Raw genomic sequence first — 26,969 nt, forward strand, 5'->3', positions numbered from 1 at the left:
TCCCTGAACACACGCACGGGCTGGCGTTAACCTCGTCTTCCACTCGCGTGAACTGACGTATGTCGAACGTGTCTTCGGGAGAATTCTTGTTAGGAGAGCAGCCGGTGCCGGCGGACGATGCGGCTGCCGCGCTGCGGCAGACCGGGGCCTCTCCACTGCGGGTCGGCGACCCCAGGCACGTCGGCCCCTATGCGCCGATGGCGCTGCTCGGCAGTGGTGGCATGGGACGGGTCTTTCTGGCTCGTCCCATGGACGACAGCCCCGGTCTGGTCGCCGTGAAGGTGATCAGACCGGAATACTCGGAGGATCCCAGGTTCCGGCGCCGGTTCGAGCGGGAGGCGTCGGTGCACGCCCGCCTTCGTACACCGCACGCAGCACGACTGTCCGGCACCGGCTTCGACGACGAACTGCTGTGGATGGCCACCGAGTACCTCCCCGGCTTCGATCTGGCGGAAGCCGTACAAGAGGACGGTCCCCTCCAACCGGCCGCGGTCTGGCGGCTGGTGGCGGAGCTGGGGCAGGCACTCGCAGACCTCACCGTCGAGGGAATCGTCCACCGGGACCTGAAGCCGTCCAACGTGCTGCTGTCCGTCCGGGGTGCGCACGTGATCGACTTCGGTATTGCAAAGGCTGCGGACGCGAGTGCGATCACCGGTACCGGAAACCGGGTGGGGACTCCCGCCTACATGTCGCCCGAGCATCTGCGGGAGGGACTCTCCGACACGGCGTCGGACGTCTTCTCGCTGGCCGGAACGCTGGTCTACGCGGCAACGGGACGGGCGCCGTTCGGCGACGGGACCGGCGTCGACGTGATGCACCGGGTGGCGTTCGAGGACCCCCGTCCCGAGGTGATCGGTCAGATCTCGACGGCGGACGCGGAGCTTGGTGCACTGCTGACCGCCTGCCTGGCCAAGGAGCCCGAGCGGCGGCCCACTCCACAGGACCTCGTCGACGCATCCGGAGCGCGCATCATCCTGTCCGCCTGGCCGGAGCCACTGGGCGGCAAGGTGCTGGCCCGACAGCGGGCGTACGAGACGCTGCACCGCATGCCTCTCGCAGACATGACCGGTTCAGGGTCTCCCGGTGGCCTGCCGCCGGTCCCGTCCGCGCAGACGCCTGAACATGCTCCACCTGACATGGAGCCCCCGCTGAAGGCCGAAGGCCGCCCGACGAGAGCGCCTGCCCAGGCCCGGAGAAAGTCGTGGCTGATCGCCGTCGCATGCATCGCGGCCTGCGCCGTTGCAGCGGTGGCCCTACTCCTCACACGCCAGGGCCCTCCCGCGACCGACTCCGCGAAAGGCGGTGTCACAAAGGCCGTCGGCACCGCGCCCCGTGGCGGCTCCAGCACGCAGGCGTCCCCTGGCACGAACGGACAGCCCCGCCCGAACGTCGACGGCGTCGCAGTCGAAGAGCACGAGAGCAAGACCGGCTCCACCCGGCGGCCCGGCGCTTCCGGCTCAGCCGACGACCGGCACGGCGACGCCTCTCCCCCAGGTACCACGCCGGACACCACCCTCTCCCCCGCCCCGTCCACCGGCGGGCCGTCCGCCGGAGCCAGCACCACTCCCTGGCTCTCCGAGTGCACGTACTACTCCGGCAACGGACGCACACGCCTTGGCGACAGCGGCAAACGCGTACAGCAGGTGCAGTGCATGCTCACCAAGCGCGGATACAGCGTGGGAAGCACCGGCGTGAACGGCGAGTTCGGACCCGACACGGAAACCGCAGTCCGGACCTTCCAGACCGACCGTGGACTGAATGCCGACGGCATCGTGTCACACGACACATGGGGAGCGCTGCGCAGCACAGAGTGACGTTCCGGCTGCACGCTCGCGGAATCGTTCCAACCATCATGCCGTCCGCCAGAACGACAGCGCCGACCGCGGTGCTCGACCTTCAGGCTCATCGTCGCCGCGGCGGCGAGTCTTGAGTCCGGTCGGAAGACTGCCGAGGTCGCCCAGCTCCTCGGGATCAGCGAATAGACCGTCTACGTCCGGCGCTGCCGGCAGCAGATCGACACCGGGCAGATGTCCGGCGTCCCCAGCCGTGAGCAGGCCGAACTCGCCGCGGCCGACAATCGGATTGCGGAGCTGGAAACCGAGCTGGCCGTCCACCGGCGGGCCGCCGAACTGCGGGCGAGGTGACTTCCCCCCACTCAGGGCAGGTCCGAACCTCCGTCAGGCCCCGAGCAGTTCACGAGAGAGGTGCGGCCACCTCGCCGCCGGCAGGGAGAAGCAACCTTTCCCGGGAGTGCGGCAGTCTTACCTGACGCAGTACTCAGAGGAATCAGCCTCTGTCGATTCGTACTGGCAAACCGACTGGAAAGGGCGCGCCCCATGGTGCTGCATCCCGACTTCTGCCTGGACGTTCCGGAGGGTTTCGACGACTCGGACGCTGAAACCGGGGTGCACCCCATGGCCAGGAAGCTGTTCCCCGCCACGACTGCTGCGGAAGCCTTCAAGAAGGCCTATGAGTGGGTGCGGGAACAGAACATCCGTCTGACAGACGTGTCGTGGGATTTCGTCCACGACGAGGACGAGCCCTACTGTTTGAGTATCTATTTCACCTTCGAGTTGGATCCCGAAGAGACCTGACCGCCCCTGTGCTGTTTCGTCGGGATAAGACAGGCTGAAGCACTACGGGATCGGTGGAAGCTCTACGCGTTGACTCCAGCCGCCGGTCGTGGCTGGAGTTGAGCGTAGTAGTTGGTCTCGTGCTCGCGGGGCGGAATGGCACCGACTGCCGTGTGGATGCGCGGGTTGTTGAACCAATCGACCCATGCCGCGATGGCGAGTTCGGCGTCGGCCAGGCCGCGCCAGGGCCTCTGCAGCTTGATCAATTCGGTTGTGTAAAGGTCGATCTGGGATTCCATGAGGGCGTTGTCGAGGTCGCGCTCATGGTCGAAGTCTCCCGGACCGTGGTCGCCCGCCTGGACCGCGCATGCCCGAAGACACACGGAGTCGCGAACGGCTCACCGGTGCCTGGAATCGCTGATCATCGGGGCGCGCGCACGATGATGCCCAGGCGCAGCGCCAGCGTTTTGAACAGCATCGAATTCATGGACGAGGCGGCGTAGCGGTCGGAGGGTTGGGGCGACGACGGCAGGTCGCGGGCCCGGCACATGGGGACGGTGGCTCTGCTGGAGCGCCGGGCACGCCAGCACCTTGGTGCAGGACAGGGCCCGGCGCGCGTAGCAGAAGGACCGGTCCGGCATGGGCCGAGTACCGGTGGTGAACGGTCGACGGAAGTCGGCCCGGACGGAGGGACACCACAATGCGCAGGATCACACGCGGCGCCGCCGCGCTCGCGCTCGCCACGGCGGCGATGGCAGCAGTCGGCACGGGCTCGGCGCACGCGAACGACAGGACCGTGTACGGCTGCCCGGGCGGGGCGGTGTGCATCTACCCCGAAGGGGCAGACATCCACACGAGCTCGCCGACGAACATCTTCTACAGCTACGGCGCCCACAATCTGAGCAACCAGTTCGGCTACCACTATGTGCTGAACAACCAGTACGGCAGCGCCAACGCCACGGCCCAGTTGTGCAACGGCTACAACGGCGCCGACTGCACAGTCACCATCGGGCTGAACGAGTTCGGCGTCTACAACCTGACGCCGGTCAACTCGGTTGTACTGAACCGACCGTGACGACACGTCAGCAGATGACGCCGGCGGCGCAGCACGGCAAGGCGTCCGCGAGACGACGCTGATCACCGCCCCAACGGTTGAGAGCCTGGAAAACCAGCTCAGGGCGTGTCACCGGAGTAGTAGAAGCGGCACGTCACGCCCGGGCCCGGCCTGCGTGGTTCGCCGGGGTGCGGGTCGTACAGGGCGCGGCCGCCCGGCCACCGCGACAGCTCGGTGGACAGGGCGGCCCCGTCCTCGACTTCCTCCGGCCGCCAGCCCGTGATGTCCAGCAGCAGTCCGTCCAGCGGCCCTCCCACGAGCGCGGCGTAGGTCCGCCACGGGCGTGGGCCGGGGTCGGGGTCGTCGTGGTCGAAGCCGTAGACCCGGCCCCGCAGCAGTTGCTCATCGCCGTTCATCGCTCCAGCCTGTCAGCCGCCACCGACAACGCGGGCCTGCCCAGGAACACCGCGGGCCCACCCGCGCCGTCGGCGGGAGACTTGCCGACCGAGCACTCGGGCAGTCGGCCTTTGAGCAGCAGGATGAGCACGCCCAGGCCGAAGACCGCAGCGAGGGAGTCGGCGAGCGGCTGCACACCGACGCCGTGCGACAGCTCGGTGGCCTGGATGCCGGAGCCGACCACCACCGTCGCCAGCAGTCCGGTACCGGTCGCCTCGGCAGTGACGCTGCGGCCGAGCGGTGCGTTCACGCGGTGGCTTTGGCCGGATGGGTGGTGGCCAGGAACACGGCGAGCTTGTCCAGGACGCCGGGCAGCCCCCAGTGGGAGACCCAGGTCCCGCGGCGCACGCAGTCGATCAGGCCGGTCTGCGCAGCAGCTTGAGATGATGCGAGATCGTCGGCTGGGACAGGTCGAAGGTCGGAGTCAGCCCGCACACGCACGCCTCCCCGTCCACTCCGCGTGAGGCGATCATCGACATCAGGCGCGGCCGCACCGGATCTCCCAGGGCCTTGAAGCTTCGCCAGATCCGCGGCCTGGTTCTCGCCCTGAGTGCCTGATGGGCCCCACCTTGATGATGGGCCCCACAGGCTCGGTGTCAGGCTGCGGCAACAGTGTCCTGAGCTGACCTGCGCACAGCGATGATCCGCGCAGTCACTCCGGCTTGGCCGTGCTCACCGCTGTCTCTTCCGGCCCCGCAACGCTTGCCGTGCCGTCCGCCATGACGAAGGGCTCATGACGGGGCTTTCGTAGGCCGACGCATGCGAGGGTGAGCGCGGCGGTCACGGCCAGGACGACAACGGCGGCTCCCGAAAGCAGGAAGGCGTTCGCGGCTCCGGCGAGGGTGATGGCGGTCGAGGCGATGAAGGGGGAGATGGCCAGGGCTCCTGCCACCCCTGCCTCCCACAGGCCGAGCGCCTTCGCCAGATGGTGGCTCGGTATGCGCTGCTGCACCAGTGCGATCAAGGGAATGTCCGTGAGGGCCGAGGCCAGCCCCGTGGCGGTCAGGAGAACCGCCGCCACAGCATGGGAGGTGACCCATCCCAGCGGGGCCCGGAAGGTCCCGAGCAGGGCCCACGCAAGCACCGCGGCCAGTGCGAGTCTGCGGATGCGCAGGCCGGCCAGGAGCAGGGCGCCCACCACTTCGGCGACCCCGGCGACCCCGAGCAGCAGGCCGTACTGGCCGCCCTGTCCCACGACCGCGACCAGCCCGACGGTCAGGAATCCGTTGGTCAGGGCGAGGGCGAGCACGAAGGTCACGATGACCACGAGTACGTCGGGGGCAGCCCGCACGGCCCTGAGCCCGGCGCCGAGATCGGACCACAGCCCGGTCTGACCGGTGGTCGGGGCGGGGCGAGTGACACGAATGGCAGCCACGGCGGCCGCCGAGCCCAGGAAGGTCAGTCCGTTGACCGCCAGCGCCGACTGCAGGGAGCCGAAGGCCAGCAGCGGCGCGAGCATGAGCGGTCCGACGAAGAAGGCGGCCCGGAAGGCGACTTGCAGCAGCCCGTTGGCCTGCTGGAGGCGGTCGTCCGGCACGATCTGCGTGACGATGGCGTTGCGGGCCGGGGCGAATGGTGCGCCGACAAGCGCCAGCAGTGCCGTGGTCGCCACGAGGAGAGCCAGGTTCAGCAGGTTGAGAGAAAGCAGGACGAACGCCACGGCCACCACGGCGACCCGGGCGAGATCGGTGGCGATCATCAGCTTCCGGCGGTCGCGGCGGTCGGCATACGAGGCGGCAACGAAGGTGGCCACGAACGCGGGCGCGAATGCGGAGACGCTCACCACGGCGACGGCGGTGGGGTCCTTCGTCAGCGACCAGGCCAGCCATGCGGTCGCGGCGGTGTACAGGCCGTCGCCGAAGCGTGAGACGCCCTGGCCGGCGAAGAGAAGCAGGAAGTTGCGGTCCCTCAGCAGTGACATGCCGCCACTGTCGGTCCCTTCGGGGGCCTGATCCACTTATTAGGCAGATGGCTAATCAGTCACTCTCACTGTCTCCGTACAGGAAGCTTTCCAGGCTGGGGGTCAGGCCCGTCACCTGTCCGAGCACCAGCCGGTACAGGACGTAATAGCCCTCGCGGCGGCGCTCCAGCAGACCCGCGTCCGCCAGCACCCGCAGGTGCTTGGACAGGGCGGCCTCGCTGACGCCGACGAGCGGGGCCAACTCCTGCGTGCTGCGTGGTCGTTCGGCGAGCAGTCTCAGGGCGCGCAGCCGGGTGTCGTCGGCGAGCGCGCGGAGCAGGCCGACGAGCCTGGTCGGCGGAATTCTCGGGCGGGCTTCGCGGACGATCGAGGAGACGGGGAAGACGAGCCCGAGGGGCCACGGACCGTCGCAGTTGACGCGTACGTGCGGCCACACGTAGGCGCTGGGGGCGAGGACGAGGGTGTTGTCCGGGCCGATGGCGACCTCGTGGTCGTGCGGCCGCTCCAGCCAGAAGCGTTCAGCGCCCGGATCGCTGCGCACTTCCGGCCACAGCCCGCGCAGCATCCCGTAGAGGCCGCGTTCCTCGATCTGGCGTCCGGCCTCGCTGACGCCGGCGGCGAGTTCGGGTTCGAGCCGCGCCCATTCCTCCTCGAACGCCTCCCGCCAGTAACGCTCCAGCATGCTCAGGAACCGTTCGAGCAACGCGCCGGGGTCGTCGAGGAGCATTGCGGCCATCGCTTCGTCGCTTTCCCTGGCGACTCTCTCCCGCAACAGGCCACGTACCTCCGGTTCGTCAAGCACCTGCGGATCTCTGCCCTCGCCGCCGCCCGGCCAGGGCGTGAGCAGGGGGACGGCGAACTCCAGGCGGACCAGCTCCGGATCCGCCCCGCGCAGGCCGACCAGTTCGTCCTCGAAGTCCGCCAGTTGGCCGGTCGGCTGCGGAAAGAGGAACTCGGGGAAGTACGAGCGCACCGCATAGGAGAACGCCTCGATCTCCCGCTTCAGCGCCGGGGACAGATTGCGCATCGCACGCACCCAGCCGTGCTGGACGGGGTGGTGCTTGGGCTCCACCAGCACATGGAGACTCAGTACGGCTTCCATCGTCGGCGAGTAGGCGAACCCCACCCGCTCAGCACCGTCGGCAGGGACCCGGAACACGATCGTCATGACCCGTCATCCTTGCCGCACGGCTTCCTCGACGGGAGACACGCCGCGCCGCCGGACGCCTTCACCTGTGAGCGGCTGCCCGTCCGTCCCATCTCGGTCAGCACCACCGGCCGACGGCGCCATGAAGCCACCGGCCTGCTCGAGGCGCCAGGAGACACCGAGCCCGGAGGACTGATGCCCGGCAGCGGCGGAGTCCTGCGACTGGCCCTCCCAGCGACGAAGTCATGGAATTCACGCCCCACAGCATCAGCCGGTCCCGGCTCCCGGCCACCGGCCACCGGCCACCGGCCACCGGCCACCGGCCACCGGCCACCGGCGAGATCATCCCAAACCCGCCGACGCCGCTGCCGCTGCCGTTCCAGCGCCGCGGTGGCTGCGAGCACCGCGCTTTCACACCGACCGCGACGCGCAAACTACTGGGCAATGCGCTGGCCTCGACGGGGCCGGCCAACGCCGGAGGTGGGCTGCCGGCATGGCTCCCGCCCACGACCGAGAACAGGTTCAACAGAAGCGTGCCTCACACGCCCTTCAGAACACGGCCAAGTGCCGCCCGGCCTGCAGGTCCCCAGTGCGGCTTGCCGCCGGGGAGGCCCCGGTCTCCGTTGTGCCCCATGAGCATCAGGAAGAGGCTCTTCATCACGGCCAGCCCGCGGGCGCGCCGGATCGCCGCCTCGTCTGCATGCGCGTACACGTCGAAGAACCGTGAGGCCATGCCCGCGGGCAGCAGCACCCATGCGGCAGCGAGGTCCCACGCCGGGTCGCCTGCGACCAGGGCACCGAAGTCGACGATGCCCGAGAGGGTCCCGTCCGAGACAACGACGTTCGCGGGATGGAGGTCGCCGTGCACCCACACCGGCGGGCCCTCCCACGCGTCGGCCGCAACGGCGTCGTCCCAGACGGCCCGCACGTCAGCAGCGATGTCTTCGGGCACAACGGCCCGGAAAAAGTTCTCGAAGCCGTCGGTGCAGTTCCTGGGATGGGCACCGAAGTCCGTCGAGATCGGCGCCTCCGCGGGCGCCTCCACATGGAGCGCCCGGAGGAAGCCCGCCAGCGTGTCGGCCGCGTGGTGGCCGCGGCTGATCGATCCGTGGTCCAGCGGCTGGCCGGGAACCCACGTCATCACGGTCCAATGCTTGGGAAAGCGCTCGCACGGTTCGCCGAAGCGCACCGGGACCGGCACCGGGAGCGGCAATCGCGGGGCCAGCACAGGTAGCCACCGCCGCTCCTTCAGCTGGAGTTCCGGAGTGGGGTCCATGCGCTGCATGCGAACAGCCAACTCATCCCCGAGACGCCACATTTGATTGCCCCAGCCACCCGCGACCTCCCGGATGGCCAGCCCTGCAAGGTCTGGATGCTGCTCCTTCAGCAGGTCGCGCACCAGGTCTTCGGTGATCTCGGTCTCGGTCTCGGTCATGCGAAGTCACGGTACCCAGCCGGCGGGCGGAGCAGTTCTCGCTTTCCGGAACACTCCCTGTGATTCCTCTGGCATCACCAATCCGGCTGCAGAGAGCCGCAGATCAGAGCTCTGGGGATGCCCAGCCTCCAACCGGACAAGCCTGGATCCGCTGCTCCATGCTCGCCCCGCCCTCAACCAACAGGGCCTCTGGTCGAGAACCGCGACAACCTCCTTGCTCGCATCACCGAGGCCGAACGCGAAGCGCCGGCTAGGTGCACGGGCCGAACTCGATGCCGGACAGGCCCGCCCGTCCACCGTCGTGGACCTCGTCATGCTCGCCTTCCGCGACGTCGCCGGTCGGGTCGACGTCACCCGCGGCCCGAAGGACCGGGCCGCCCGTCACACGTCGCTCCTGCCTTACGCGTTTGCACTGCATGGGGCCGGCCCAGGGCCGCCGGGTGCGGATCGGCGGCGGCCCTAGGTTCAACGGTGCTGTCTTGGCCGAACAACGGCCGGAGGGTGTGCTCAGGAGCCGCTGGTGTCGGCCGGTGTCGCCTCACCGAGCATGGCGAGGGTCAGCACGCTTCCGGAGATACCCCAGCCGCCGTCGGCGACTTCTTCGACCAGAACCATGGTGTTGGCACGGGCGCGTTCGCCGTAGATCTCGACGTACAGCTCGGTGGTACGGGTGACGATCTGCTCCTTCTGCTTCGGCGTGAGGGTCTTCTCGGGGACCTTGAAATTCGCGAAAGGCATGGCTGGTTGTTCCTTCTCTCAGGGGATTACAGGGAGCTTCCTGCGGTGGGCAGGCTGTTTGGTCCAATGCGGTGGAAGAAGTCGGCACGGGCGCGGTCGGCGGCCGCCGAGACGACGTCGTAGGTTTCCGCACGGTCGGTGTCGGTGAGGGGCGCCTGAGTTGGCGAAGTGTCTGGTGCCGTGGTGAAACGCACCGGGCGCAACAATCGCCATGTCGATGCCGAACGGGAGTCACGCCCAGCCGGTCTCGCTCGGCGAAGATCCGGTGCCGGCATAGCCGACCACGACGGCGTACCCGTCGGGGGTCGGGCGGCTGACGGTCTGGTGGCCGATGCCGCGCGAGCCGCTGGCGACGATCGCGCCGGGGGGTGTGGCGGAGGGCCGGGCCGGCGCACCGAGCCCCTCAAGGGAAGTGGGATGGGCATTGCTGACTCCTGTGGTGAATGCGGGTCGGGCCGCGGTCTCGCCGTCGTGCTGCGGTGTCCCCAACGATCGGCCGGTCCCCCCACCCCTTGCCAGGGCTGCGTCTACCCAGGGGATGCCACCCCCTGGCTACGGCACGGCGCACGAGCGACCATGAAGGGGTGAACCTTCCAGAACTCGGCGCCTTCCTCAGGACACGCCGCGACCGCATCCGCCCCGCCGATGTGGGTCTCCCCCAAGGCCCTCGCCGGCGCGTCCCCGGACTGCGTCGTGAGGAAGTCGCCCAGCTGGCAGGGCTGTCGGCCGACTACTACACCGAGTTGGAACGAGGCGGCGCCAAGAACGGCGTACAGCCCTCGGCCCAGACCCTGGCCGCCCTCGCCCGAGCCCTGCGCCTGAACGGAGACGAGCGCGACCACCTGTTCCACCTGGCCGAACGGCCGGTCCCCCCGTCAGCACACGGACCTTCGGCACACGTGCAGCCCGCGCTCCTCGGCCTCATGGACCGGCTGTCCAACACCCCCGCGCGCGTCATCACCGACCTGCACGAAACCCTGGTGGAAAACGACCTCGCCCAAAACCTGCTCGGCAGGTCCCCGGCACACCGCGGCCCGGCGGCGAGCTTCGTGTACCGCTGGTTCACCGACCCCCAAACCCGCGAGAGGTACCCGGTCGAGGACCACCCGCACCACTCCCGGGTGTTCGTGGCCGACCTCCAGGCAGCGGCCGCCCGGCGCGGACGGGACGCGGAGGTCACGAAGATGATCGCCGCACTGCGCCGCCGTAGCCAGGAGTTCGCAGCCCTTTGGGACACCCACGATGTCGCGGTGCGCCGCATGGACCACAAGAAGATCGTCCACCCCACGCTCGGCGTCATCGAACTCGACTGCTACAACCTCCTCAGCGAGGACGGACGCCAACGTCTGCTGTGGTTCACTGCGCCGCCCGGAAGCCGGGGAGCCGAGCAGCTGGAACTGCTGTCCGTCATAGGAACCCAGGACCTCAGCGACACCGAGGGCAGGGCGCCGGAGAGACTGTCCGCGGCGGAACCCGGATCGCTGCGCTGACCCGCTCCGCAGAGGGAGGGCTGCCTTCCTGGACAGAGGTGGGTCGGGTCGGGTTCTTCTCGCGCCGGACATCGCGGTGCAGGCCGGGAGGGTGTGTCTGAAGCTCAAAAACTCGCTGTCGTCCAGGCGCGGCGCTGTGCCAAGATCCAGCGCATGCCCGTTCGATACCCGCGCCCCCTGCGCCCCGGTGACCGTGTCGGTGTGACCGCTCCGTCGAGCGGAGTCGCGAATGCAATGCTTGAGCGGCTGAATGTCGCTGTGCGGGACGTGCAGGCACACGGGTACGAAGTCGTCCTCGGGCAGTGCATGGACGGTGCCGGACACGTCAGTGCCTCAGCCGCCGACCGCGCAAGCGAGTTGATGTCGATGCTGACCGATCCCACCATCAGGGCCGTCGTGCCGCCATGGGGCGGAGAGACCGCGATCGACCTGATCCCGCTGCTCGACTGGGACCGGCTGCGCGAGGCGGAACCGACCTGGCTCGTCGGGTTCTCCGACATCTCGACCCTCATCACACCGCTGACGCTGCTCACCGGAACCGCAACGCTCCACGGCGACAACCTCATGAACACGCCCTACCGCGTGCCCGAGGGACTGCGGTCATGGCTCGACATCGTCGCCGCACCCCCCGGCCACCGGTTCACGCAGACCCCACCCGGCCGCCACCGGACCACAGGCTTTGACAACTTCGCCGCGTTCCCCGGCGTACGCGAGTACACCCTAGACGCGCAGGGCACCTGGACCCGGCTCGACAACAGTGGCGACATCGAGGCCGAAGGCAGGCTGATCGGCGGCTGCATCGAGACACTGTGCAATCTCGCCGGGACGCCCTACCTCGACGTCGCGGCCTTCGCCCGCGACCAGGCCCCCGAGGGACTCCTCGTATACGTGGAGGCAGCCGAGAACGACGCCTTCACCATCTGCCGCAACCTGCACGGCATGCGCCTCGCCGGCTTCTTCGACCATGCGAACGCGATCCTCGTCGGCCGGACCGGCGCACCCGACAACACGTCCCTCACCCAGCACGAAGCCGTCCTAGATGCTCTCGGCTCCCTGAACGTGCCGATCATCGCTGACATCGAGTGCGGCCACATCCCGCCGTACATGCCGATCGTCAACGGAGCCCACGGCCACATCGTGCACTCACCGAGCCGAAGCGAACTGACCCAGACACTGGACTGACATCCCACCCGGGGCAGCCGACGCTCAGACAGGTGCGGCAGTCCAGGCGCTCTGCCTTCCCGCGTCTCCTCCAGCGGTGCAGGCCCTGGACGGTCAGCGCCAGGTCGTCGTCGTGGTGGCTGCCCAGTTGGTACTGAGGCACGACACGTGCAGCGTGCCGACGGCCCCGAACCGCTCCTGGCGTTGCCCCAGGACCACCGTGCACCGGTGGCCAGCCGGCCTTGGCGGGTCCCCAGCCCAGGCCCCCGGGGGCGAGACCCTACGGGGCAGACCGAGGCCGCCGGTCCGCAGCGAAAGACGACGGCCGGCCACGCGTCCGCCAGCGCGATGCCAGAACGTCCAGGCGCTGGAACGCACCGCCGCCAACGCATCGGCTGTGCCGCCCTCTTCACGCTCCCGCCCAAGTGGCGCGACTGAACAAGCGCAGCAACACAGACACCACCGGCTTTCACCGCCCTGCCGAGAGGATCTCCGGACAACAGCCCAGCGGCCTGCGCCAGAAGTGGCTCTTCACCAACGGCAACCGGGCTCGTCACCGATGGAGATGACACGGGTGGCCTGGCGGCGACGCGTTTGACGCGCCACTGGCCGGTCAAGAAGGCAACTGCTGTAGGCCGTAACCGGAACGAGCGGCCCCGGCCAGACGCTTCCCGCCCCGGACGGGTTTCGGTGAGCCCATACTGGCAGCTATGTCGATGCACGGCACCGCCGCCTACAACGCCCCCACCGGCCCGCTGCCGCCGCTCGTCGAGCGCGCCGTCCACGCCGCCCGTCAGCATGGCTTCGGCTACTCCTGCCGCCCGGAGCAGGGCAGGCTGCTCCAGCTGCTGGCCGGCGGCGCCCGCACCGCCATCGCCGAGACCGGCACGGGCTGCGGAGTGGGCCTGGCCTGGCTGGCCAGCGGGGCGGCACCGGACGTCGAACTGCTCAGCGTGGAGCGGGATCCGGCGCGGGCCAAAGTGGCTGCCGACGTCTTCGCCGACGTGCCGCAGGTGCGGGTGGTGTGCGCGGACTGGACAGAGGTCTACGCCCACGGCCCCTACGACCTGCTCGTCCTCGACGGCGGCGGCCAAGCCAAGGAGGGCGGCGCGGCAGACCCCGAAAGGCTGCTGGAGCCAGGCGGCGTGCTGGTCGTCGACGACTTCACGCCGTCGCGGACGTGGCCGCCTTCCCACGCCGGCCGCACCGACACCGCCCGCCTGCACTGGCTGCAACATCCCGCCCTGCGCACCGTGGACCTACCGTTGGCGAAAGACCTGAGCGCGATAGTCGCCGTCCGCCGCACCGAAGCGTGAAAGAACGCCCCCCCCCCCGCCACGAGCTGATCAGCATGCCGGCAGGCGCTGCCCACATCAGCGCCGCACCAGGCCCGGCCGAGCCGGGACGAGCGGGACGTCCGGAGGTCGCCATGCCGCCCGGGCCGCGCACCCACCGCGGTGCCACCGCCCTCGCTCCCACCCCCCGGCCAAGGGCGTCCGGCGCAGCATGAGCGAGCGCGACTTCATCCAGCTCCTGGACGGGGTCCACCAACTGGTCAAGCCTCCCCTCGTGCTGGTGTGGGACGGGCTCAACACCCACGTCTCCCACAACAAGCGCCGACTCGTCGCCGAGTTTGAATGGCTTGCGGTGTTCCTTCTGCCCGCCCGCCTACGCACCGGACCTGAACCCCGTCGAAGGAGTAGGGGCGCATATCAAACACAGCCTGGCCAACTTTGCCATCGTCGGCCTCGATCGCCAGGAGGCCCTCGTATGCAACCGACTCAAACGCCTCCAGTACCGCCCCGACACCCTCGACGGCTTCATAGCCGGTACCGGCCTCCTCATCGACGTCCCTACGTCTTCCTGACAAGCCATAGTCAGTAACCTCCGAGGCCCGTCATTTCAACAGGGCAGCCGTGAACGTCTCCCGGTGGGCCGCCAGCCACTGCTGGATGCGGTCCCAGCGCTCCCAACCACCGTGCTCGGACAGCGCCTGGGTGTAGACGGGGTCACCGTCGGCCACCCGGCCGGCGACGAAGGCCCGGCAGGAGGCCGTGGCCTGCTCGATGACGCCGGGCAGTTCAGCGCGCTCCTTGAGGGAGAGACCATAGCCGTCGGCGAGGATCCGCAGTCGCCGCGGGGCGTCCAGCCCCGCGGGATAGAAAACCGCCGCCGAGGTGCGATCGAGCAGAGGAACCCAGTAGCGGGCGGTCATGGCGACGTCCCATACGGCCCGGCCGGGGGCCGCCAGGTCGAAATCGATCAGCGCTGCGGCACGGCCGTCGCGGAAGACGACGTTTTCCGGGCACACATCGTTGTGGCAGAGCATCGTTCCTCCCTCCGGGTCGGCCAGGGACCGTGGCCACTCAGCGGATGCGTCAACGGCGATGGCCGCGCTGGCGTCGTGCAGGCGTCGCAGCAGGCTGCCCACCGATCTCAACGCGGTCTCGGTCATCGCCCAGCCGGGGTACGGCGGCAGAGGGACATCGCCCGGGATGAAGGTCAGCTCCTCACGGCCGTCTGCGGTGAGCCGGAGCGGCCTGGGAGCCGCGTCGAACCCCTGCTCTTCGAGCGCGAGGAGATGGGCGTGCAGGGCCCGCGCGGTGCGCGGCGCCGGGCGTTCCACCAGGCCATCGCGGCGGAAGACCGCACCCGCGTTCAGCATGCCGCCGGCCAGGGCCTCGCCCTCTGCCGTCCCGCCCTCAGCCGTCACGTCGATCACGCTACCGTCAGGTCGGCCGGGTGTGGGGCGGTCCCGTCATCCGTTTCGAACCAGCGCCGCATCAGGCATCGTTCGTCCGCCCTCACTGCCGGAAATCGTGCTGCTGAGGGTGGGATGTGCGGCGTAGCCTGCGCGGCTGTGGACAGAGAACGCAGTGCTCGGCAGCTCGGGCTGATCGGCGAGACGGTGGAGATCGCGAACGCCCTCGGTGCTCAGGTATGGCTCCGCGGGGGTTGGGCCATGGACTTCTTCATCCGCGAGGTGACGCGTGACCATGGGGACATCGACTGGTTCGTCTGGGCGAAGGACGCCGCCGCTCTGACCGCCGGCCTGATGCGTTCCCGCTATGAACCTCTGCCCGGGCCACCTGCCGACCAGCAGCTCGATTTCCGCAAGCAGGGCGTGGAGAGCAGCTTCGCTCTCCTGGCCGAGGACCGGTCCGGGCGCGTTGTGGTCGCCGGCGGCCCGTGGGCCGGGGAAGCGTGGCCGGAGGGCATGCTCGATGCTTCCGCCGGCCGCGTGGGGGCGCTGCGGTGCCCCATCATCAGCCCCCGCGCCCAGATCGAGATCAAGCAGTTGATGCCGGTGTGGATGCCGGGACGACCCCGGCGTAAGAAAGACACCGAGGACATCACCCGGCTGCAGGCGGCCTCGCGTGAACAAGACACCAGCCCGGCATGAGGGCTTGAAGAGCGCAGCCCCCACCGTCTGCGCGTGGCAGAACGGGTGCGCTGACGCGAGATCGATGACGACGAGGGCCGACGGCTGCTGGAGATCATTCGCCGCGGCTCCGGCTCGCCAGTGACCTGGCGGAGCACAGATGCTACCGCTGTCTGTACAAGACAGACCGGCGACGAAGATCTCCGAAGTGACCTTCCACCAGCACGGACAGGGCCCGGGACGTCATCCGCAACTGGGCAGCATGATCCGCCGCGACATGGCCAGAGGCCGTACAGGGATGCCCGCGGGAGCGAGTCGGCCGGCCCGGCTCCAGGACTCACTGCTCAGCCTGCAAGCAGGCTCACCACACCACGCACCACAGGCATCCCGAGCGGCACCTCCGGTCGTGGGACGCCGTCCCTCGACAGCGGACGGTACGGTGCCAACCACCTTCCTTCTGCGCTCAGTTCGGGGCATCATGCGACTTCTTCTCACGTCTGCCGGTATCACCAACCCGACCATCGAGAACGCGCTGGTGGACCTCCTGGGCCAACCGATCGCGCAGTCCAACGCGCTGTGCATCCCCACCGCGGGCTACGGCAGCTCCTACGGGCCGGCCGGGCCATGGCGTTTTTTGCGTGGTGCCGACATGGGATGGAAGTCCGTGGGAGTACTGGAACTCACCGCCCTGCCCAGCATCGACACGCAACGCTGGATCCAGTGGGTCCAAGACGCCGACGTCCTACTGGTCAACGGCGGCGACACCCTCTATCTGAGCCACTGGATGCGTCAGTCCGGACTGGCCGACCTCCTGCAGTCACTGACCGAGACGGTCTACGTGGGATTCAGCGCCGGAAGCCTCGTACTGACTCCCCGCATCGGGCAGCGCTTCACCGGCTGGACACCGCCCACCGGTGACCACCGCACACTCGGACTGGTCGACTTCTCGATCTTCCCCCATCTGAACAACTCCGATCTGCCCGAAAGCAACATGGCCGCCGCAAAGCGATGGGCTGCCCAGATCGGAGGCCCCGCCTACGCAATCGACGACGACACCGCCATCAAAGTCACCGACAGCAGTGTGGAAGTCGTCTCCGAGGGACACTGGAAACTCTTCACCCCCGCGCCATGAACCCCGGCAATCCTCCCCGCCTTCGACGACGCACGGCTCCGGCGACAGGCGCAGGTGGGTCTTCAACGATCCGGCCGAAGAAACCCGTTGCGAGTGACCTGCATCGGATGTCTGATGGACCAGCCACAGATCAAAGGAGGGAACGTGAGGGCGTCGCTGCCCACCCCCTCGTTGCACACCGCTCGCCTTCGACTGCGTGCCTTCGACGACGCGGATGCCGACGGCCTCTTCGCACTGCACAGCAGCGCCTATGTGCTGCGCTACTGGGACGCGCCACCGTGGAGCGAACGCGTGCGCGCGGAGAAGTTCATCACGGCTTGCCGGCAGATGGCACAGGAGGGCACCGGGGCGCGGCTGGCCGTGGATCGTGACTCCGACGGTGCGTTCATCGGCTGGTGCAGCCTGACCGGGTGGAATCCGGACTACCGCAGCGCATCGCTCGGCTACTGCTTCCACGAGGCAGCGTGGGGCCAGGGCTACGCGACCGAGGCCGCACACGCCCTGCTGCGGTGGGCATACGACACACTGGACCTCAACCGCGTCCAAGCCGAGACCGACACACGCAACCTGGCTTCTGCCCGCGTACTGGAAAAGCTCGGCTTCGTGCGCGAAGGGACGCTGCGGGAAGACTGCATTGTCAACGGCGAGGTCTCTGACTCGTGGGTCTACGGGCTGATCAGACGGGAATGGCAGCCGTCGTCCGAACCGGCTCTGGCCCAGTGAAAAGCTGTGTCAGAACCGCTGATCTGTGACGCTCTGTGCGGTGGGTGCGTCTCGGCAAGCGAATTCGAGATCGGTTCGAAGGTAGAAGGCTGAACTCAGGACTCGCACGGTGGGAGTTCTTGCGCAGCCAACAGCCCCCGAATGGTGCCGAGGATCTTCTTCGGCGCATCGGTGAACTGATCAACGATGACGCTGCATCCCACCCAGGTGGCCGCGCACTCCTCGACCATGCTCCTGACGGCCGCAGCCTGGCTTCCGGTCTCAATCCAGTCATCAACCAGCAGAACGCGGTCTCCCGGCCCCAGCGAGGATCGCTGGAGTCGCAGTGTGTGACGAAGGCGTCGGTAGTCGGGAGACGACTGACGCACGACTTTATTGCCTGGGAAGAGGCCCTCGCCCTTCCGGATGGGAACGAAACCGACGCCGAGCGCGACGGCCGCGGCACCGCCCAGAAGGAATCCCCGCGACTCGATCCCGCAGACTGCTGTGATCTGCTCATCCCGAAACGGTTCAACGAGTCCACCCACCACCGCGGCCAGTGCCCTGGCATCCCGAAAGATCGCCCACACATCCGCGTGACCACCGCTCCACCGGAAGTGCTCAAGCGCCAGGTCACGTGCAGTCGTCGACATGAGCGGAAGTCTTCCGATCGCCGAACAACGCAGCAAACCATTAACGGCCATCCAGGCATCCTCGATCTCGCCATCGACCTCGTAGGCAGGCCCAGCTGGTGGGCGCCGGCTTCTTCGCCCAGCTGGGGGCGAGTGGTTGTGCACGAGAACGGGAGGCATCCCGTCTCCGGAAGGCGTCGCTTGTAGGGCCCGGTTCCGTTGGCGAGGGCGGAACGCGGCCCGTGGCTTGATCGGTCCGCGAGTCTTGATCGCTACCGAGCCTCCTGATTGGGTGTCTGCATGACTGAGCTCGGACCCGTCGCCTGGCCACCTTCTCCGATCAAAACCGAGAGGCTCGTACTCCGTGAGCCCGAGGCCCAGGACCGTGCGGCGTTCATCGAGCTGCTCGCCTCGCCAGAGGTGCACACCTACCTCGGCGGCCCCCGCCCGCGTGACGAGCTTGAGCGTGAGCTGCCCGAGGCGCCCGAGCGGTGGCCCGGGAGTTTCGTTGTTGATCTTGACGGGGGGATGATCGGCCAGATCCTGCTCAGGAGAGCACCGGAGCACCGTCGCCCTGCTGCCGAGGGGAAGGTCGATCTCGGCTACCTGTTCCTGCCCCGGGCGTGGGGATTCGGATACGCCGCCGAGGCGTGCGCGGCGGCACTCGACTGGTTCTCCAGTGTCCTTCCCGGCGAGCCGGTGGTGCTCACCACCCAGACCGCCAACGTCGGCTCGATGCGCCTCGCGGCAAAGCTGGGGTTCACCGAGGTAGAGCGGTTCCAGGCCTGGGACGCCGAGCAGTGGCTCGGCATGTGGTCTCCGGTCACGCCCTCTGATTGAGCCCGTCCTCCAGGCCCCGGCGCCCGTCATCGCCCAGGCACTGGGCTACCACGACAAGAGCACCACCCGCATCGCCACCGACTCGGTAGCCCCTGGAAGAACTACGCTCCGAGCGCTCACAGCAACTGGCAGCCCCAGTGGCAACGGCCGAGCGGATCCAGGCGGTCCGTTCCCGTCGACTTCGGTATCCCTCGGCGGACGGTGTACGGGTTCTTTCAGCGATGGCGGGCGAGCGGGGACCTGGCTCGCATCCATGCTGAGCTGCACCAGCTGGTCCGCGTTCACGACGGCCTCAATCCCCGCACCGTCGCGGTGATCCTGGATTCCCAGTCCGTCAAGGGATCCGAGACCGTGGGCCAGGACAGCAAAGGGTTCGACGGCGGCACCGCGGTGCGCCTCGCCACCGGGGCGTTCGAGAAGTTCACGAGGCGGTCGGCTACGGCGATTGCGTAGCGTCGTGCCGCGACGACGCCCGCCGCTGGCGGCAGGTCCGCACCCGGCAACGGTCGCCATCGCCGCTGCATCGCAGCCGCCCGCTGCCGGGTCCGCCGAAGCCGCCGCCGCCATCGTCCGCGGCAGCGCATCACCATGCTCCCGGCAATTCCGCCGCGCCTCCCACCGACCGCCACACCACAGATCATCCAGCCGTACCCACCTCACGGCCAGGGATCAAAGTCGCCTACCGATGCACGGCGTACGTCAACCCCTGGGCGCGCGTGCCCGCACACGGTTCTGCAACGTGCCCGCGGGCAGGCCGGGCCGGTCCGTCCCCACCTCAGGCGCTGAGCCGGCTCAGTTCGCTGTGCGCCGCTCGAACGCGCGTGCCGCCTTGCGACGGCGCGGGTCGAAGGCGTCGGTCGCGCCCGCGCCGTGGTTGCCGGGGCCGGTCTGCCAGCCCTGGATCTTCCGGGCCACGCCTTTGAGGCGGGGGTGGCCGGGGCGGAGCGTGAGTTCGAAGTGGGATTCCTTGGGTGTCGCGAAGTCGCCGCCCCAGGCCACCGTGCCGTCGAGCTCGCTGAGGATGTCGCGGATGACCACCAGTTCGTTCGGGTAGAAGTTGCCCTTCGAGCCGCTGGGGTAGCAGAGCGGGCGGATCGCCAGGGCGCTGCCGGACAGATAGTTGGATTCGTAGGGCTGCGTCACATCCGCGTCGGCGGTCCAGCCGTGCACGTCCCCCGCTCTCAGGGAGTCGATCTCGTAGTGGAAGCGGCGGGCGACATGGAGGAGGATCACCGAGGCGTCGCCCTCCGCCAGGCGCACCTTCCGGCTGCTGCCCTCGATGCGGTGGCTGGGGGCCTGCGTGAGGACGGGCCAGCCGTTGCGGGACTTGTTCCCCTTCCAGGCATGGGGCTGGTGGCCTTGGCCCGTGGCGGCCACAGCCGTACGCGCACCACCGACGTCGATGAGCGTCGCAGCGGCGGCGGCCGAGGACGCGGCGCCTATGAAGCGACGGCGTGACAGACCAGTCAGGGTCATGACTGGTGCTCCTTTCTCGCAGGTTGGGAAAGTCTGATGGCGTGTGCGGTCACGAACCACAGGAGGACCGCGGCGGCGGCCAGTGCGACGACTCCGCAGACCGCGATCGTCAGGTTGACCCAAGCGGGGACCAGGTCCGCGTGTGCGTTGCACATGTTGTGCAGCGGGAAGATCTTGTCGAACTCGGCGGCGTGGGTACGCCGGTACGCCTCGTCGTAGCGCTCGTGGTGGACGAAGAGGCAGGTCTTGCGGGAGTCCAGGCCGGTGGCGAACAGGCCTCGGATCCATGCGGCGACACCGGCGAAGAGCGCGACGGAGCACAGGCGTGTCCACCACATGGGCCGCCGCCATGAGCCGTCCCGTGCGCCGGTGACGAGGCGGAACACGTTCCACGCGTTCCACACCAGCCATGCGCCGAGTACGGCGATGACCGCGAGGAGTCCTAGTGCCTTCATGCCCTCATGCCTTCTGCCTGGCTCTCTGCTGCGTTCAGCTTCTTGCGCGGGCGCGCGCCGCCTTCAGGTAGCGCGCGTGGTTCTCCTTGTACACGGACAGCTTCTGCTTCTCCGTTCCCATGCGGGCGAGCAGTGCGTCGACGAAGCCCTGCTCGAAGTTTCTGAGCTTGTCGTAGCCGCCCGGCAGGTTCTGGTAGTCGGACGGGAGCACCGCCCCTGCGCCGGTGATGAGGTACGCCTGGGCGACCGAGAGGGTTCCGTCGAGCGCGGTGAGCGCGTTGTGGGCGGAGTCCTTGCAGTCGGAGGCGTTGCCCCAGCGCCCGGTGAAGTAGGCGTTGAAGCGGGTCAGGCCGCCACTGCCGTTGTAGTGGTCCTTCACGGCGTCGACGATGTTCTTCCCGCCGAGCACCGCCCTGGCGAGCAGATAGCCGTCCGCGTCCTCGATGAGGTCGTCGAAGCCGAAGGACGAGGCGACGCCGGGCACGCCGAGCTTGTCGTGGGCGAACTTCAGCGGGTCCGCGTACTGCTGCTCGGAGTTGCGCCAGTCGGCCCAGAAGGTCATCAGGTCACCGGCCCAGCCGCCGACGTCGCCGCCGTTCGCGGACTTCTTGTTGTCCGGCTGGTTCGTCAGCAGGTGGGCGTTGGCCGTGGCCATCATGTGCTCGGAGCCGAGCTGGTAGCCGGTGAACGGGTCGGTGAACGATCCCTTGATGCTCATGCCGTGGTTGTCGCAGTAGTCGACGAAGCCGGAGTCGTACGACCCGATCAGGTACCACCAGCCGAGCTTGTTGGCCGTGCCCCGGTTGCCGTAGGCGTAGTGGCGGATGTACTCCATGACCAACTGGCTGCGCTTCTGGCCGCCGGCACCGTAAGCGCCGGCGAGGTCGTACAGCTTCTGGATGTACGCGATGAAGTCGTCTGCCGGGCCGCCCTTGTCGTTGACCGACGACACTCCGCGGTCGAGCCCGGAGACGACGTCGCGGTCCAGGTCGAAGGTGTCGGTGCCGTTGGTGACCTTGAATTCCTTGATCTGGTTGAAGGACCAGTTCCTGGGGATCGGGAAGCCGAGGTTGCCGGAGAAGCCCCAGGACATGCCGGAGACGAAGGAGAAACGCGCGAACGTCTTGTTGCTGACGATCGTGCAGACGTTGCGTGAGCCGTACACGCCGTGCGTGTACTTCTTGCCCTGGCTGGCCAGGGCGGCCTGCACGCCCTGGAAGTAGGGCACGACCGCGCTCTCGATCTCCTCGCCGGTGGCGTCGTAGTCGACGGCGAAGTAGATGGTGGTGCCCCGGTTGAAGCCGTAGTCGGAGGCGTGCTTGTGTGCGTTGAGGCCGTGCTGGTAGCCGTTGGTGTACGTGAAGTCGGACAGTTGACGGGCGTTGTCCTGATAGATCGGGAACACCTGCAGGCCGGCGGCGAAGATGGTGTCGAGTTCGCCCGGCTTGATCTCCTTGTCGAGCGTGGAGTTCGGCGGGTCGTAGATGTAGCGACCGACGATGCGATAGCCGTTGCTGTACAGCCACTTGGCGCGCGAGGCGGTGATCTCGAACCGGGTGTCCGAACCGGTCGCCGGGCGGTCCGGGTCCCCCATCGAGACGAGGAGTTGCGACCAGGTCTGGTAGTCGCCCCGGCCGTTGACCGTCAGCCTGTTGAACTGCTGGAAGACCGAGACCCATTCGGCGAGGCCCGAGTCGAAGCCGGACCGCCAGGAGGTGGTGACCGGGTTGTCGTTGCTGTCGTACGTCGGCGAGTTGAACAGGCACGCGGCGGAGAAGAGCTGGACGAAAACGCCTGAGTCACCCTGGGCGAGGGGGTGGCTCCGCAGGCCCGACTGGGTCGCGGGGCCGAAGTTGCCGTTCGGCGAGGCGATGCCCAGCTCGTACTGGAGGGCGATCACCAGCGCTTTCTGGACGTCGCGCGAGTAGATGCCGTCGCACGGCCCGATGTAGTAGGCGCTGCGGTCCCAGTAGCGGCCGTTGAGCCACTGCTGGATCGAACGGATGCCGTCGGTGCCGCCGGCCACGACCACGTAGGCGTCCATGTTGAGGATGGCCTTGGCTATCTTGGCGTTGATCACGCCTTCACCGCCGATGCCCATGTCGCCGCGGAGCTTGGCCACGGCGTCGCGGGTGACGCCGGTGAACCAGCCCTCGCTGCCCGGCTCGACCGCCCAGTAGCCCTTGCACCACAGTCCGTACTGGAGGATGGCGACGATGTTGCGGTTCTGGTCCCAGCCGAAGCCGATATTGCCGAGGGCGTCGAACTTGGCGTAGGTGCCCGGGCCGAACGAAGCGACGACCGGGCTGACGCCCAGCTCGTGCTGGAGGCCCATGATGAGGGAGTACATGGTCCCCCAGCCGGTGTGGCCGTCCTCCGGACAGGCGACGTAACCGGTGACGTTTTTGTAGGTGGCGTTCACCCACTTCTGGGCTCTGAGCACTTGTTCGTCTGCCACGATTAGTTCCTCTCGTGCGGGTGCGCGGATGAGCGTGGTGGTGGTGCCTGTGCGTCAGGACGGGTACGAACGGGCGAGCATGCCGGTGGCGAGGCCCGGAACGGGGGCCGCGCCGAGGGCCAGGGGTCGAGGACCGGGGGCCACTCGTTGTGGAACGAGACGCCGACGACGACTGCAGTGCTGATCCGTGTTCCGACGCTTCCCCCGAGCAGACCGAGCGCGGCCGATTCGGTGGGGAACTGCCAGGTGATGTGCCCGGCGTCGGCTTCAACGGCGCGTCGGAGCACGAAATCGGCGATCCGTTCCCTGACGGCGATCAGGGTGGTGTTGGCGATGCCGACCGCAGCAGTCCCGACGAGGCCGCAAGGACCGACCGGAGGTTGCAGCGAGTGCTGATCCCCGCGGCGGATGAAGCAGACCGCCGCAAACAATCACCGATGGCTGGCTGCGGCGGATGGCAACAGATGGTCAGGCTGAATACGCCCTGGCAGCGGCCTGCTTGACGGATCCGGCTGCCGTGGACGTGACCTCCAGCACGGCCGCAGCCGCGATCAGGCCGGCTGTCGGAATGCGTCGCTTCGGTACGGCACGTTTCGAATGCACAGGACCCCCCTGAGATTGAGCTCGGCGTACGGGAGCGGCCCCGTATCCGGTCGCGCTGCGCCCATCGATCATGTGGTGGTCTGAGCCACTGCTCGGGGCATGATCACCTTAATCGAACATGTACACGCTAGGTTCCGTGTAGTGAAACACGGCCGGAAAACGCTTCTGTCACCTCGTGGCCGGAATGATGCTCCACCAGTTCACCGCATGCCTTGTGCGGCGATCACAGATGGACCTGAGGCGAGGCGCCACTGATTGGATTGGCCGGTTCTCGCCGCATGGGTTGGCCAACCCCGCGCGCGCCAGGCGCCGCTGCAACATGAACAGCCGTAGGTTCGCTCGACTGTCCACCTTTGGGATCGGGGTGAATCCCCTGGCTCTGGGAGCGCGTTGGACGATTTCAAGGTCAATGTCGAGGGAGCGACGGGGCAGCAGGTCGCCGTTGCGGTCCGGGGTGGGGCCAAGAACAACATCCGCCGGCTCGCAGAGCGCACTTGGTCGAATGCGAACGCCCCCTGAACATCGAGGGGCGCCATAGGATCGTGGAACGCTGCCGCACCCGCCCGCCGCCCGACTCCGCCGAGGCCGGTGTCTCCCGCCCCTGCCTGTCCAAGCGGAAGAAGCACTACGACACGCACGGCGGAGTCGGACTGCAGGACGGCCCCAGCGTCCCGCGATCCTCACCGTCGCACGCCAGGGACCAAGTACTGGCCCGTCAACGGGTGGTGCCGCACTGGTAGAGGGTCTGCGTCGCGCCGGCCTCACCCCTACCGGGTCCGGGGAACTCGTTGGTGGCCGCCGACGACGACTGCGTTCCGCCGTAGGCCGAGGCCGGGACGAGGGTGCAGGTGGACTCGACCCATTTGGTGATCTGGGTGGTGCTCGTCGTACCGGCGGCGCTGTTGCCGAACGTCGCGCCCATGCCCCGGCTGCTTCCGCTGACCAGTACGTACTTGAGCTTGCCCGACTTCACCAACTGCTGGAACCGACTCTGCGTGGGGAACGGCACCCGGCCGGTGAAGCCGCCCATCGGAAGCACGTCTGCGCCCTTGGCGAGGATGTACGGGGAGGCGCCGCTCCAGCTTGTGGTGGCGAACACATACTGCGCGGAACCTCGGTGTTCGGTCGTGTAATCCAGCAACTTCTGCTGTTCTACGGTCAGTTGGCCGCTGCTGTCACCGAAGGCGCCCAAGCCGCCGCCATACGCCGTGCCGTTGCCGCGGGCGCCGCCCCACGGCGACTGGCCCATCCGGCCTGCCACCGGCTTCGGCTGGCCGTGGCCGCCCCCGCCGCTGGACGGACCGACCGAGCCCATACCGGAGCTGCGGTACGACGGGTTGAACACCTGCACCGCCCACGCGCTGGGCGCGAACAGAACCGCCACCAGTGACGCGGCGAGACCGGCGAGGGCGAGCCGCCCACCGGACCGTACGCCGGTGCGGGCGAGGACGAGCAGCACGACGGCGACCACCCCGAGCACGCCCACGGCGGGCGCCAGCCACGGCAGGAAGGTCGGGAACCCGCTGGCTATGTACGCGCCCCACGCGGCCGTCGCGGCGACCGTACTGGGCAGCACCCAGGCGCAGCGGCCACCGGCCCGGTACGCGTGCCACAGCAGCGTCATACCGCCACCGGCGAGCGCCGCCATCGGCACCGCGATCACACCCATGTAGTACGTGTGGCCTCCGACGCTGCCCGCGCTGAAGACCAGGAAGTACGTGGCCAGCCAGGTGCCCCACATGAGGAAGCCGATGCGGATGCGGTCCGTACGGGGCTTGTTGCGGCGCCACCACAGGCCGCAGACGAGGGCGATGGCGGCCGGCGGGTAGAGCCAGCCGGTCTGCGAGGCGAGCGACGAGCCGAACATCTTCGACCAGCCGTTCTCGTCACCACCCCAAGCGCCGCCTCCGCCGCCATGACCCTGCAGGCCGCCGCGCCCGGTGGCCTGCTGCTGCCCGGCCGTCTGCTGCGGGGCACCGCCGGCCCACTGTCCGGAAGCGGAAGCGGAACCGAAGTGCTGACCCGAGGCGGAGTCGGAACCGGAGGCACCGCCGAAGCCGCGTTGTGCACCGCGACGGTGAGCCCCGGAACCACGGTGGCCCGCGCCCGAGTGCTGCCCCGGCCCAGCCGTACCGGGCAGGCCGGACGCGGTCGCGGCGGACTGGCCGCCGTTCTGGGCCACGCCGTACCATCCGCCCGCGTTCTGACCCGCACCCAGGGCGCCTGTCGCGCCGCGCCGGCCGCCTCCGTGGCCGCCGCCCTGCGTGGCGCTGACGCTGCCGGTGGAGGCGGCGCTGATCCCCAGCGACGAAAAGCGGTTCAGGAAGTTGTAGCCCACGACCATGCTGAAAGCGGAGTTGTTCGTGGTGCCGTCCACATAGGGCCGGTCCTTGGCCGGTGTGAGGGTGACAGCGAGCGTCCAGGAGCAGGAGACCGCGGCCATCACGACGGCGGACACTGCGAGGTGCGCCAACCGCTTGCGCAGCGCGATCGGCGCCGAGATCAGGTACACCAGCGCCAGCGCGGGCAGCACCGCCCACGCCTCCAGCATCTTGGACTGGAAGCCGACGCCGACCCATACCCCCGCCACGACCAGCGGGCGCAACCTGCCTGCCTCCGCGGCGCGTTGGGTGGCCTCCGCGGCCAGCAGCACGCAGAGCGTGAACAGCGGGTCCTCCACCGCTGTGCGGAACAGCCCCACGGCGACCGGCGTGACCAGGAACGCCGTGTCGGCGATCAGCGCCGCGTTGACCCCGGCCCAGCGGCGGACCACCCGGTGGAGCACCAGGAGGCTGGCCACTCCCTCGATCACCTGAGGAAGCGTCAGCGCCCAGGGGTGAAATCCGAAAATGCGGGCTGAAATGGCTTGCGGCCAGAGGAAGCCAGGCAATTTGTCCAGCGTGATGGAATTGCCGGGGTCGAAGGAACCGTAGAAGAACGCCTTCCAGTTTTCGGTCATGCTGCGCGCGGCGTTCGCGTAGAACGTGTGGTACTGGCTGTGGTCGATCCCCCACGTATAGAGCACGGCGGCGAGCACAGTGATGACCAGAAGAGCGGGCCGCGCGTAGGCCGGTTGCCCCACCGGCGATCTCCATGGCGCGCGACGGATCGCGCCGGTGGGGACGGTCGGGTCGAAGACTGTTGTAGCCATGTTCGGCAGTCTTCGTCACTCACGAGGGTCCCCCACGCCAAAGCGGCCATATTCAAGGAACTTCTCACCGGAACGAGGAAAAGCTTTGAAAACACCCTGGGGCTGCCTTTAATCAGCATGGCCCCGTTCATCTCCCCTCGAACAATTCGGAACATAGAGTAGA

At 68.4% G+C, this 26,969-nt stretch carries 28 protein-coding genes and 1 pseudogene; 12 read left to right on the top strand and 17 right to left on the bottom strand.

The annotated features are described in order from the left end of the window. The first annotated feature begins 59 nt into the window (after nt 1–59). Together ACFY1E_RS26215 and ACFY1E_RS26220 are read left to right on the top strand one after the other, a co-directional pair. Complete coding sequence (locus tag ACFY1E_RS26215; protein WP_389079922.1) at nt 60–1,814, top strand: protein kinase; 1,755 nt, start codon at nt 60–62, stop codon at nt 1,812–1,814. A 522-nt stretch (nt 1,815–2,336) separates the two neighbouring features. Next, nucleotides 2,337–2,594 carry a hypothetical protein gene (locus ACFY1E_RS26220; protein WP_389079923.1) on the top strand — a complete coding sequence of 86 codons (258 nt, stop codon included), beginning with the start codon at nt 2,337–2,339 and terminating at the stop codon, nt 2,592–2,594. A gap of 62 nt (nt 2,595–2,656) precedes the next feature. On the opposite strand, the gene ACFY1E_RS26225 is transcribed toward ACFY1E_RS26220, so the two are convergent. Further along, nucleotides 2,657–2,872, bottom strand: a complete 216-nt coding sequence (locus ACFY1E_RS26225) for an integrase core domain-containing protein (protein WP_389079925.1) — start codon at nt 2,870–2,872, stop codon at nt 2,657–2,659. Nucleotides 2,873–3,273: 401 nt separating this feature from the next. Between ACFY1E_RS26225 and ACFY1E_RS26230 the strand changes: the two genes are divergently transcribed. Continuing rightward, complete coding sequence (locus ACFY1E_RS26230; RefSeq protein WP_389079926.1) at nt 3,274–3,648, top strand: hypothetical protein; 375 nt, start codon at nt 3,274–3,276, stop codon at nt 3,646–3,648. Nucleotides 3,649–3,746: 98 nt separating this feature from the next. Here the strand turns inward: ACFY1E_RS26230 and ACFY1E_RS26235 are convergent, their stop codons facing one another. The 9 genes and pseudogenes from ACFY1E_RS26235 to ACFY1E_RS26275 all read right to left on the bottom strand — a co-directional run bounded on the left by ACFY1E_RS26235 (nt 3,747) and on the right by ACFY1E_RS26275 (nt 9,813). After that, nucleotides 3,747–4,043 carry a hypothetical protein gene (locus tag ACFY1E_RS26235; RefSeq protein ID WP_389079927.1) on the bottom strand — a complete coding sequence of 99 codons (297 nt, stop codon included), beginning with the start codon at nt 4,041–4,043 and terminating at the stop codon, nt 3,747–3,749. After that, nucleotides 4,040–4,333: a hypothetical protein gene (locus ACFY1E_RS26240; RefSeq protein WP_389079928.1), complete on the bottom strand. Its 294-nt coding sequence runs from the start codon at nt 4,331–4,333 to the stop codon at nt 4,040–4,042. The genes ACFY1E_RS26235 and ACFY1E_RS26240 overlap by 4 nt, the downstream gene beginning before the upstream one ends. Next, nucleotides 4,330–4,671 (bottom strand): annotated as a pseudogene (locus ACFY1E_RS26245) (ArsR/SmtB family transcription factor). Before ACFY1E_RS26245 ends, ACFY1E_RS26240 begins: the two are co-directional and overlap by 4 nt. A 64-nt stretch (nt 4,672–4,735) precedes the next feature. Then, on the bottom strand, nt 4,736–6,004 hold the full coding sequence (locus ACFY1E_RS26250) for an MFS transporter (protein ID WP_389079930.1): 1,269 nt from the start codon (nt 6,002–6,004) through the stop codon (nt 4,736–4,738). Nucleotides 6,005–6,059: 55 nt separating this feature from the next. After that, nucleotides 6,060–7,172 carry a DUF5937 family protein gene (locus ACFY1E_RS26255; protein WP_389079931.1) on the bottom strand — a complete coding sequence of 371 codons (1,113 nt, stop codon included), beginning with the start codon at nt 7,170–7,172 and terminating at the stop codon, nt 6,060–6,062. A 517-nt stretch (nt 7,173–7,689) separates the two neighbouring features. Then, complete coding sequence (locus tag ACFY1E_RS26260; protein WP_389079933.1) at nt 7,690–8,586, bottom strand: phosphotransferase; 897 nt, start codon at nt 8,584–8,586, stop codon at nt 7,690–7,692. 250 nt (nt 8,587–8,836) lie between these two features. Beyond that, nucleotides 8,837–8,971, bottom strand: a complete 135-nt coding sequence (locus tag ACFY1E_RS26265) for a hypothetical protein (RefSeq protein ID WP_389079934.1) — start codon at nt 8,969–8,971, stop codon at nt 8,837–8,839. 122 nt (nt 8,972–9,093) lie between these two features. Beyond that, entirely contained in the window at nt 9,094–9,324 is a 231-nt protein-coding gene (locus ACFY1E_RS26270) for a tautomerase family protein (protein WP_389079936.1), read from the bottom strand. Between the two features lie 231 nt (nt 9,325–9,555). After that, nucleotides 9,556–9,813, bottom strand: a complete 258-nt coding sequence (locus ACFY1E_RS26275) for a hypothetical protein (protein ID WP_389079937.1) — start codon at nt 9,811–9,813, stop codon at nt 9,556–9,558. A gap of 95 nt (nt 9,814–9,908) precedes the next feature. Between ACFY1E_RS26275 and ACFY1E_RS26280 the strand changes: the two genes are divergently transcribed. The 3 genes from ACFY1E_RS26280 to ACFY1E_RS26290 all read left to right on the top strand — a co-directional run bounded on the left by ACFY1E_RS26280 (nt 9,909) and on the right by ACFY1E_RS26290 (nt 13,291). Further along, a complete protein-coding gene (locus tag ACFY1E_RS26280; protein ID WP_389079938.1) occupies nt 9,909–10,814 on the top strand; it encodes a helix-turn-helix transcriptional regulator in 906 nt (301 codons plus the stop codon). Nucleotides 10,815–11,048: 234 nt separating this feature from the next. Further along, nucleotides 11,049–11,996 (top strand): S66 peptidase family protein, encoded by a 948-nt coding sequence (locus ACFY1E_RS26285; protein ID WP_389079939.1) that lies wholly within the window; start codon nt 11,049–11,051, stop codon nt 11,994–11,996. A gap of 689 nt (nt 11,997–12,685) precedes the next feature. Beyond that, on the top strand, nt 12,686–13,291 hold the full coding sequence (locus ACFY1E_RS26290) for an O-methyltransferase (RefSeq protein WP_389079941.1): 606 nt from the start codon (nt 12,686–12,688) through the stop codon (nt 13,289–13,291). A 581-nt stretch (nt 13,292–13,872) separates the two neighbouring features. On the opposite strand, the gene ACFY1E_RS26295 is transcribed toward ACFY1E_RS26290, so the two are convergent. Continuing rightward, complete coding sequence (locus ACFY1E_RS26295) at nt 13,873–14,640, bottom strand: phosphotransferase (protein ID WP_389080187.1); 768 nt, start codon at nt 14,638–14,640, stop codon at nt 13,873–13,875. 171 nt (nt 14,641–14,811) lie between these two features. Between ACFY1E_RS26295 and ACFY1E_RS26300 the strand changes: the two genes are divergently transcribed. The 3 genes from ACFY1E_RS26300 (at nt 14,812) to ACFY1E_RS26310 (ending at nt 17,212) form a co-directional block, all read left to right on the top strand. Then, a complete protein-coding gene (locus ACFY1E_RS26300; RefSeq protein ID WP_389079942.1) occupies nt 14,812–15,378 on the top strand; it encodes a nucleotidyltransferase domain-containing protein in 567 nt (188 codons plus the stop codon). A gap of 457 nt (nt 15,379–15,835) precedes the next feature. After that, entirely contained in the window at nt 15,836–16,489 is a 654-nt protein-coding gene (locus tag ACFY1E_RS26305) for a Type 1 glutamine amidotransferase-like domain-containing protein (RefSeq protein ID WP_389079944.1), read from the top strand. Between the two features lie 114 nt (nt 16,490–16,603). Continuing rightward, nucleotides 16,604–17,212: a GNAT family N-acetyltransferase gene (locus ACFY1E_RS26310; RefSeq protein WP_389079945.1), complete on the top strand. Its 609-nt coding sequence runs from the start codon at nt 16,604–16,606 to the stop codon at nt 17,210–17,212. A 95-nt stretch (nt 17,213–17,307) separates the two neighbouring features. On the opposite strand, the gene ACFY1E_RS26315 is transcribed toward ACFY1E_RS26310, so the two are convergent. Further along, the gene (locus ACFY1E_RS26315) at nt 17,308–17,844 is read right to left on the bottom strand and encodes a phosphoribosyltransferase family protein (RefSeq protein ID WP_389079947.1); all 537 of its coding nucleotides are present in this window, start codon (nt 17,842–17,844) and stop codon (nt 17,308–17,310) included. Nucleotides 17,845–18,123: 279 nt separating this feature from the next. Between ACFY1E_RS26315 and ACFY1E_RS26320 the strand changes: the two genes are divergently transcribed. After that, nucleotides 18,124–18,663, top strand: a complete 540-nt coding sequence (locus ACFY1E_RS26320) for a GNAT family N-acetyltransferase (RefSeq protein WP_389079949.1) — start codon at nt 18,124–18,126, stop codon at nt 18,661–18,663. 201 nt (nt 18,664–18,864) lie between these two features. Continuing rightward, the gene (locus ACFY1E_RS26325; protein WP_389079950.1) at nt 18,865–19,116 is read left to right on the top strand and encodes a hypothetical protein; all 252 of its coding nucleotides are present in this window, start codon (nt 18,865–18,867) and stop codon (nt 19,114–19,116) included. A gap of 339 nt (nt 19,117–19,455) precedes the next feature. Here ACFY1E_RS26325 and ACFY1E_RS26330 read toward each other — a convergent pair whose 3' ends face one another. Genes ACFY1E_RS26330 through ACFY1E_RS26345 form a run of 4 tightly spaced genes read right to left on the bottom strand, consistent with a single transcriptional unit; the run spans nt 19,456 to nt 23,483 of the window. Continuing rightward, the gene (locus ACFY1E_RS26330) at nt 19,456–20,139 is read right to left on the bottom strand and encodes a hypothetical protein (RefSeq protein WP_389079951.1); all 684 of its coding nucleotides are present in this window, start codon (nt 20,137–20,139) and stop codon (nt 19,456–19,458) included. Beyond that, nucleotides 20,136–20,594 (bottom strand): hypothetical protein, encoded by a 459-nt coding sequence (locus ACFY1E_RS26335; protein WP_389079953.1) that lies wholly within the window; start codon nt 20,592–20,594, stop codon nt 20,136–20,138. The genes ACFY1E_RS26330 and ACFY1E_RS26335 overlap by 4 nt, the downstream gene beginning before the upstream one ends. Nucleotides 20,595–20,628: 34 nt before the next feature. Next, the gene (locus ACFY1E_RS26340) at nt 20,629–23,052 is read right to left on the bottom strand and encodes a glycoside hydrolase domain-containing protein (RefSeq protein WP_389079954.1); all 2,424 of its coding nucleotides are present in this window, start codon (nt 23,050–23,052) and stop codon (nt 20,629–20,631) included. 2 nt (nt 23,053–23,054) lie between these two features. Next, nucleotides 23,055–23,483 carry an ABC transporter permease gene (locus ACFY1E_RS26345; RefSeq protein WP_389079955.1) on the bottom strand — a complete coding sequence of 143 codons (429 nt, stop codon included), beginning with the start codon at nt 23,481–23,483 and terminating at the stop codon, nt 23,055–23,057. A gap of 714 nt (nt 23,484–24,197) precedes the next feature. Here ACFY1E_RS26345 and ACFY1E_RS26350 point away from each other — a divergent pair. Next, nucleotides 24,198–24,395 (top strand): hypothetical protein, encoded by a 198-nt coding sequence (locus tag ACFY1E_RS26350; protein ID WP_389079957.1) that lies wholly within the window; start codon nt 24,198–24,200, stop codon nt 24,393–24,395. On the opposite strand, the gene ACFY1E_RS26355 is transcribed toward ACFY1E_RS26350, so the two are convergent. Continuing rightward, complete coding sequence (locus ACFY1E_RS26355; protein ID WP_389079958.1) at nt 24,371–26,806, bottom strand: ArnT family glycosyltransferase; 2,436 nt, start codon at nt 26,804–26,806, stop codon at nt 24,371–24,373. The genes ACFY1E_RS26350 and ACFY1E_RS26355 overlap by 25 nt on opposite strands. Nucleotides 26,807–26,969 lie beyond the last annotated feature (163 nt).

Source organism: Streptomyces sp. NPDC001604 (assembly GCF_042893475.1).
In the GTDB taxonomy this organism is placed as follows: Bacteria; Actinomycetota; Actinomycetes; order Streptomycetales; family Streptomycetaceae; genus Streptomyces.

Coding starts and splice junctions, on each gene's coding strand:
- ACFY1E_RS26215 (WP_389079922.1), top strand. CDS start 60: ATGTCGAACGTGTCTTCGGGAGAATTCTTGTTAGGAGAGCAGCCGGTG.
- ACFY1E_RS26220 (WP_389079923.1), top strand. CDS start 2,337: ATGGTGCTGCATCCCGACTTCTGCCTGGACGTTCCGGAGGGTTTCGAC.
- ACFY1E_RS26225 (WP_389079925.1), bottom strand. CDS start 2,872: ATGGAATCCCAGATCGACCTTTACACAACCGAATTGATCAAGCTGCAG.
- ACFY1E_RS26230 (WP_389079926.1), top strand. CDS start 3,274: ATGCGCAGGATCACACGCGGCGCCGCCGCGCTCGCGCTCGCCACGGCG.
- ACFY1E_RS26235 (WP_389079927.1), bottom strand. CDS start 4,043: ATGAACGGCGATGAGCAACTGCTGCGGGGCCGGGTCTACGGCTTCGAC.
- ACFY1E_RS26250 (WP_389079930.1), bottom strand. CDS start 6,004: ATGTCACTGCTGAGGGACCGCAACTTCCTGCTTCTCTTCGCCGGCCAG.
- ACFY1E_RS26255 (WP_389079931.1), bottom strand. CDS start 7,172: ATGACGATCGTGTTCCGGGTCCCTGCCGACGGTGCTGAGCGGGTGGGG.
- ACFY1E_RS26260 (WP_389079933.1), bottom strand. CDS start 8,586: ATGACCGAGACCGAGACCGAGATCACCGAAGACCTGGTGCGCGACCTG.
- ACFY1E_RS26270 (WP_389079936.1), bottom strand. CDS start 9,324: ATGCCTTTCGCGAATTTCAAGGTCCCCGAGAAGACCCTCACGCCGAAG.
- ACFY1E_RS26285 (WP_389079939.1), top strand. CDS start 11,049: ATGCTTGAGCGGCTGAATGTCGCTGTGCGGGACGTGCAGGCACACGGG.
- ACFY1E_RS26290 (WP_389079941.1), top strand. CDS start 12,686: ATGTCGATGCACGGCACCGCCGCCTACAACGCCCCCACCGGCCCGCTG.
- ACFY1E_RS26295 (WP_389080187.1), bottom strand. CDS start 14,640: ATGCTGAACGCGGGTGCGGTCTTCCGCCGCGATGGCCTGGTGGAACGC.
- ACFY1E_RS26300 (WP_389079942.1), top strand. CDS start 14,812: ATGTGCGGCGTAGCCTGCGCGGCTGTGGACAGAGAACGCAGTGCTCGG.
- ACFY1E_RS26305 (WP_389079944.1), top strand. CDS start 15,836: ATGCGACTTCTTCTCACGTCTGCCGGTATCACCAACCCGACCATCGAG.
- ACFY1E_RS26310 (WP_389079945.1), top strand. CDS start 16,604: ATGGACCAGCCACAGATCAAAGGAGGGAACGTGAGGGCGTCGCTGCCC.
- ACFY1E_RS26315 (WP_389079947.1), bottom strand. CDS start 17,844: ATGTCGACGACTGCACGTGACCTGGCGCTTGAGCACTTCCGGTGGAGC.
- ACFY1E_RS26320 (WP_389079949.1), top strand. CDS start 18,124: ATGACTGAGCTCGGACCCGTCGCCTGGCCACCTTCTCCGATCAAAACC.
- ACFY1E_RS26330 (WP_389079951.1), bottom strand. CDS start 20,139: ATGACCCTGACTGGTCTGTCACGCCGTCGCTTCATAGGCGCCGCGTCC.
- ACFY1E_RS26335 (WP_389079953.1), bottom strand. CDS start 20,594: ATGAAGGCACTAGGACTCCTCGCGGTCATCGCCGTACTCGGCGCATGG.
- ACFY1E_RS26355 (WP_389079958.1), bottom strand. CDS start 26,806: ATGGCTACAACAGTCTTCGACCCGACCGTCCCCACCGGCGCGATCCGT.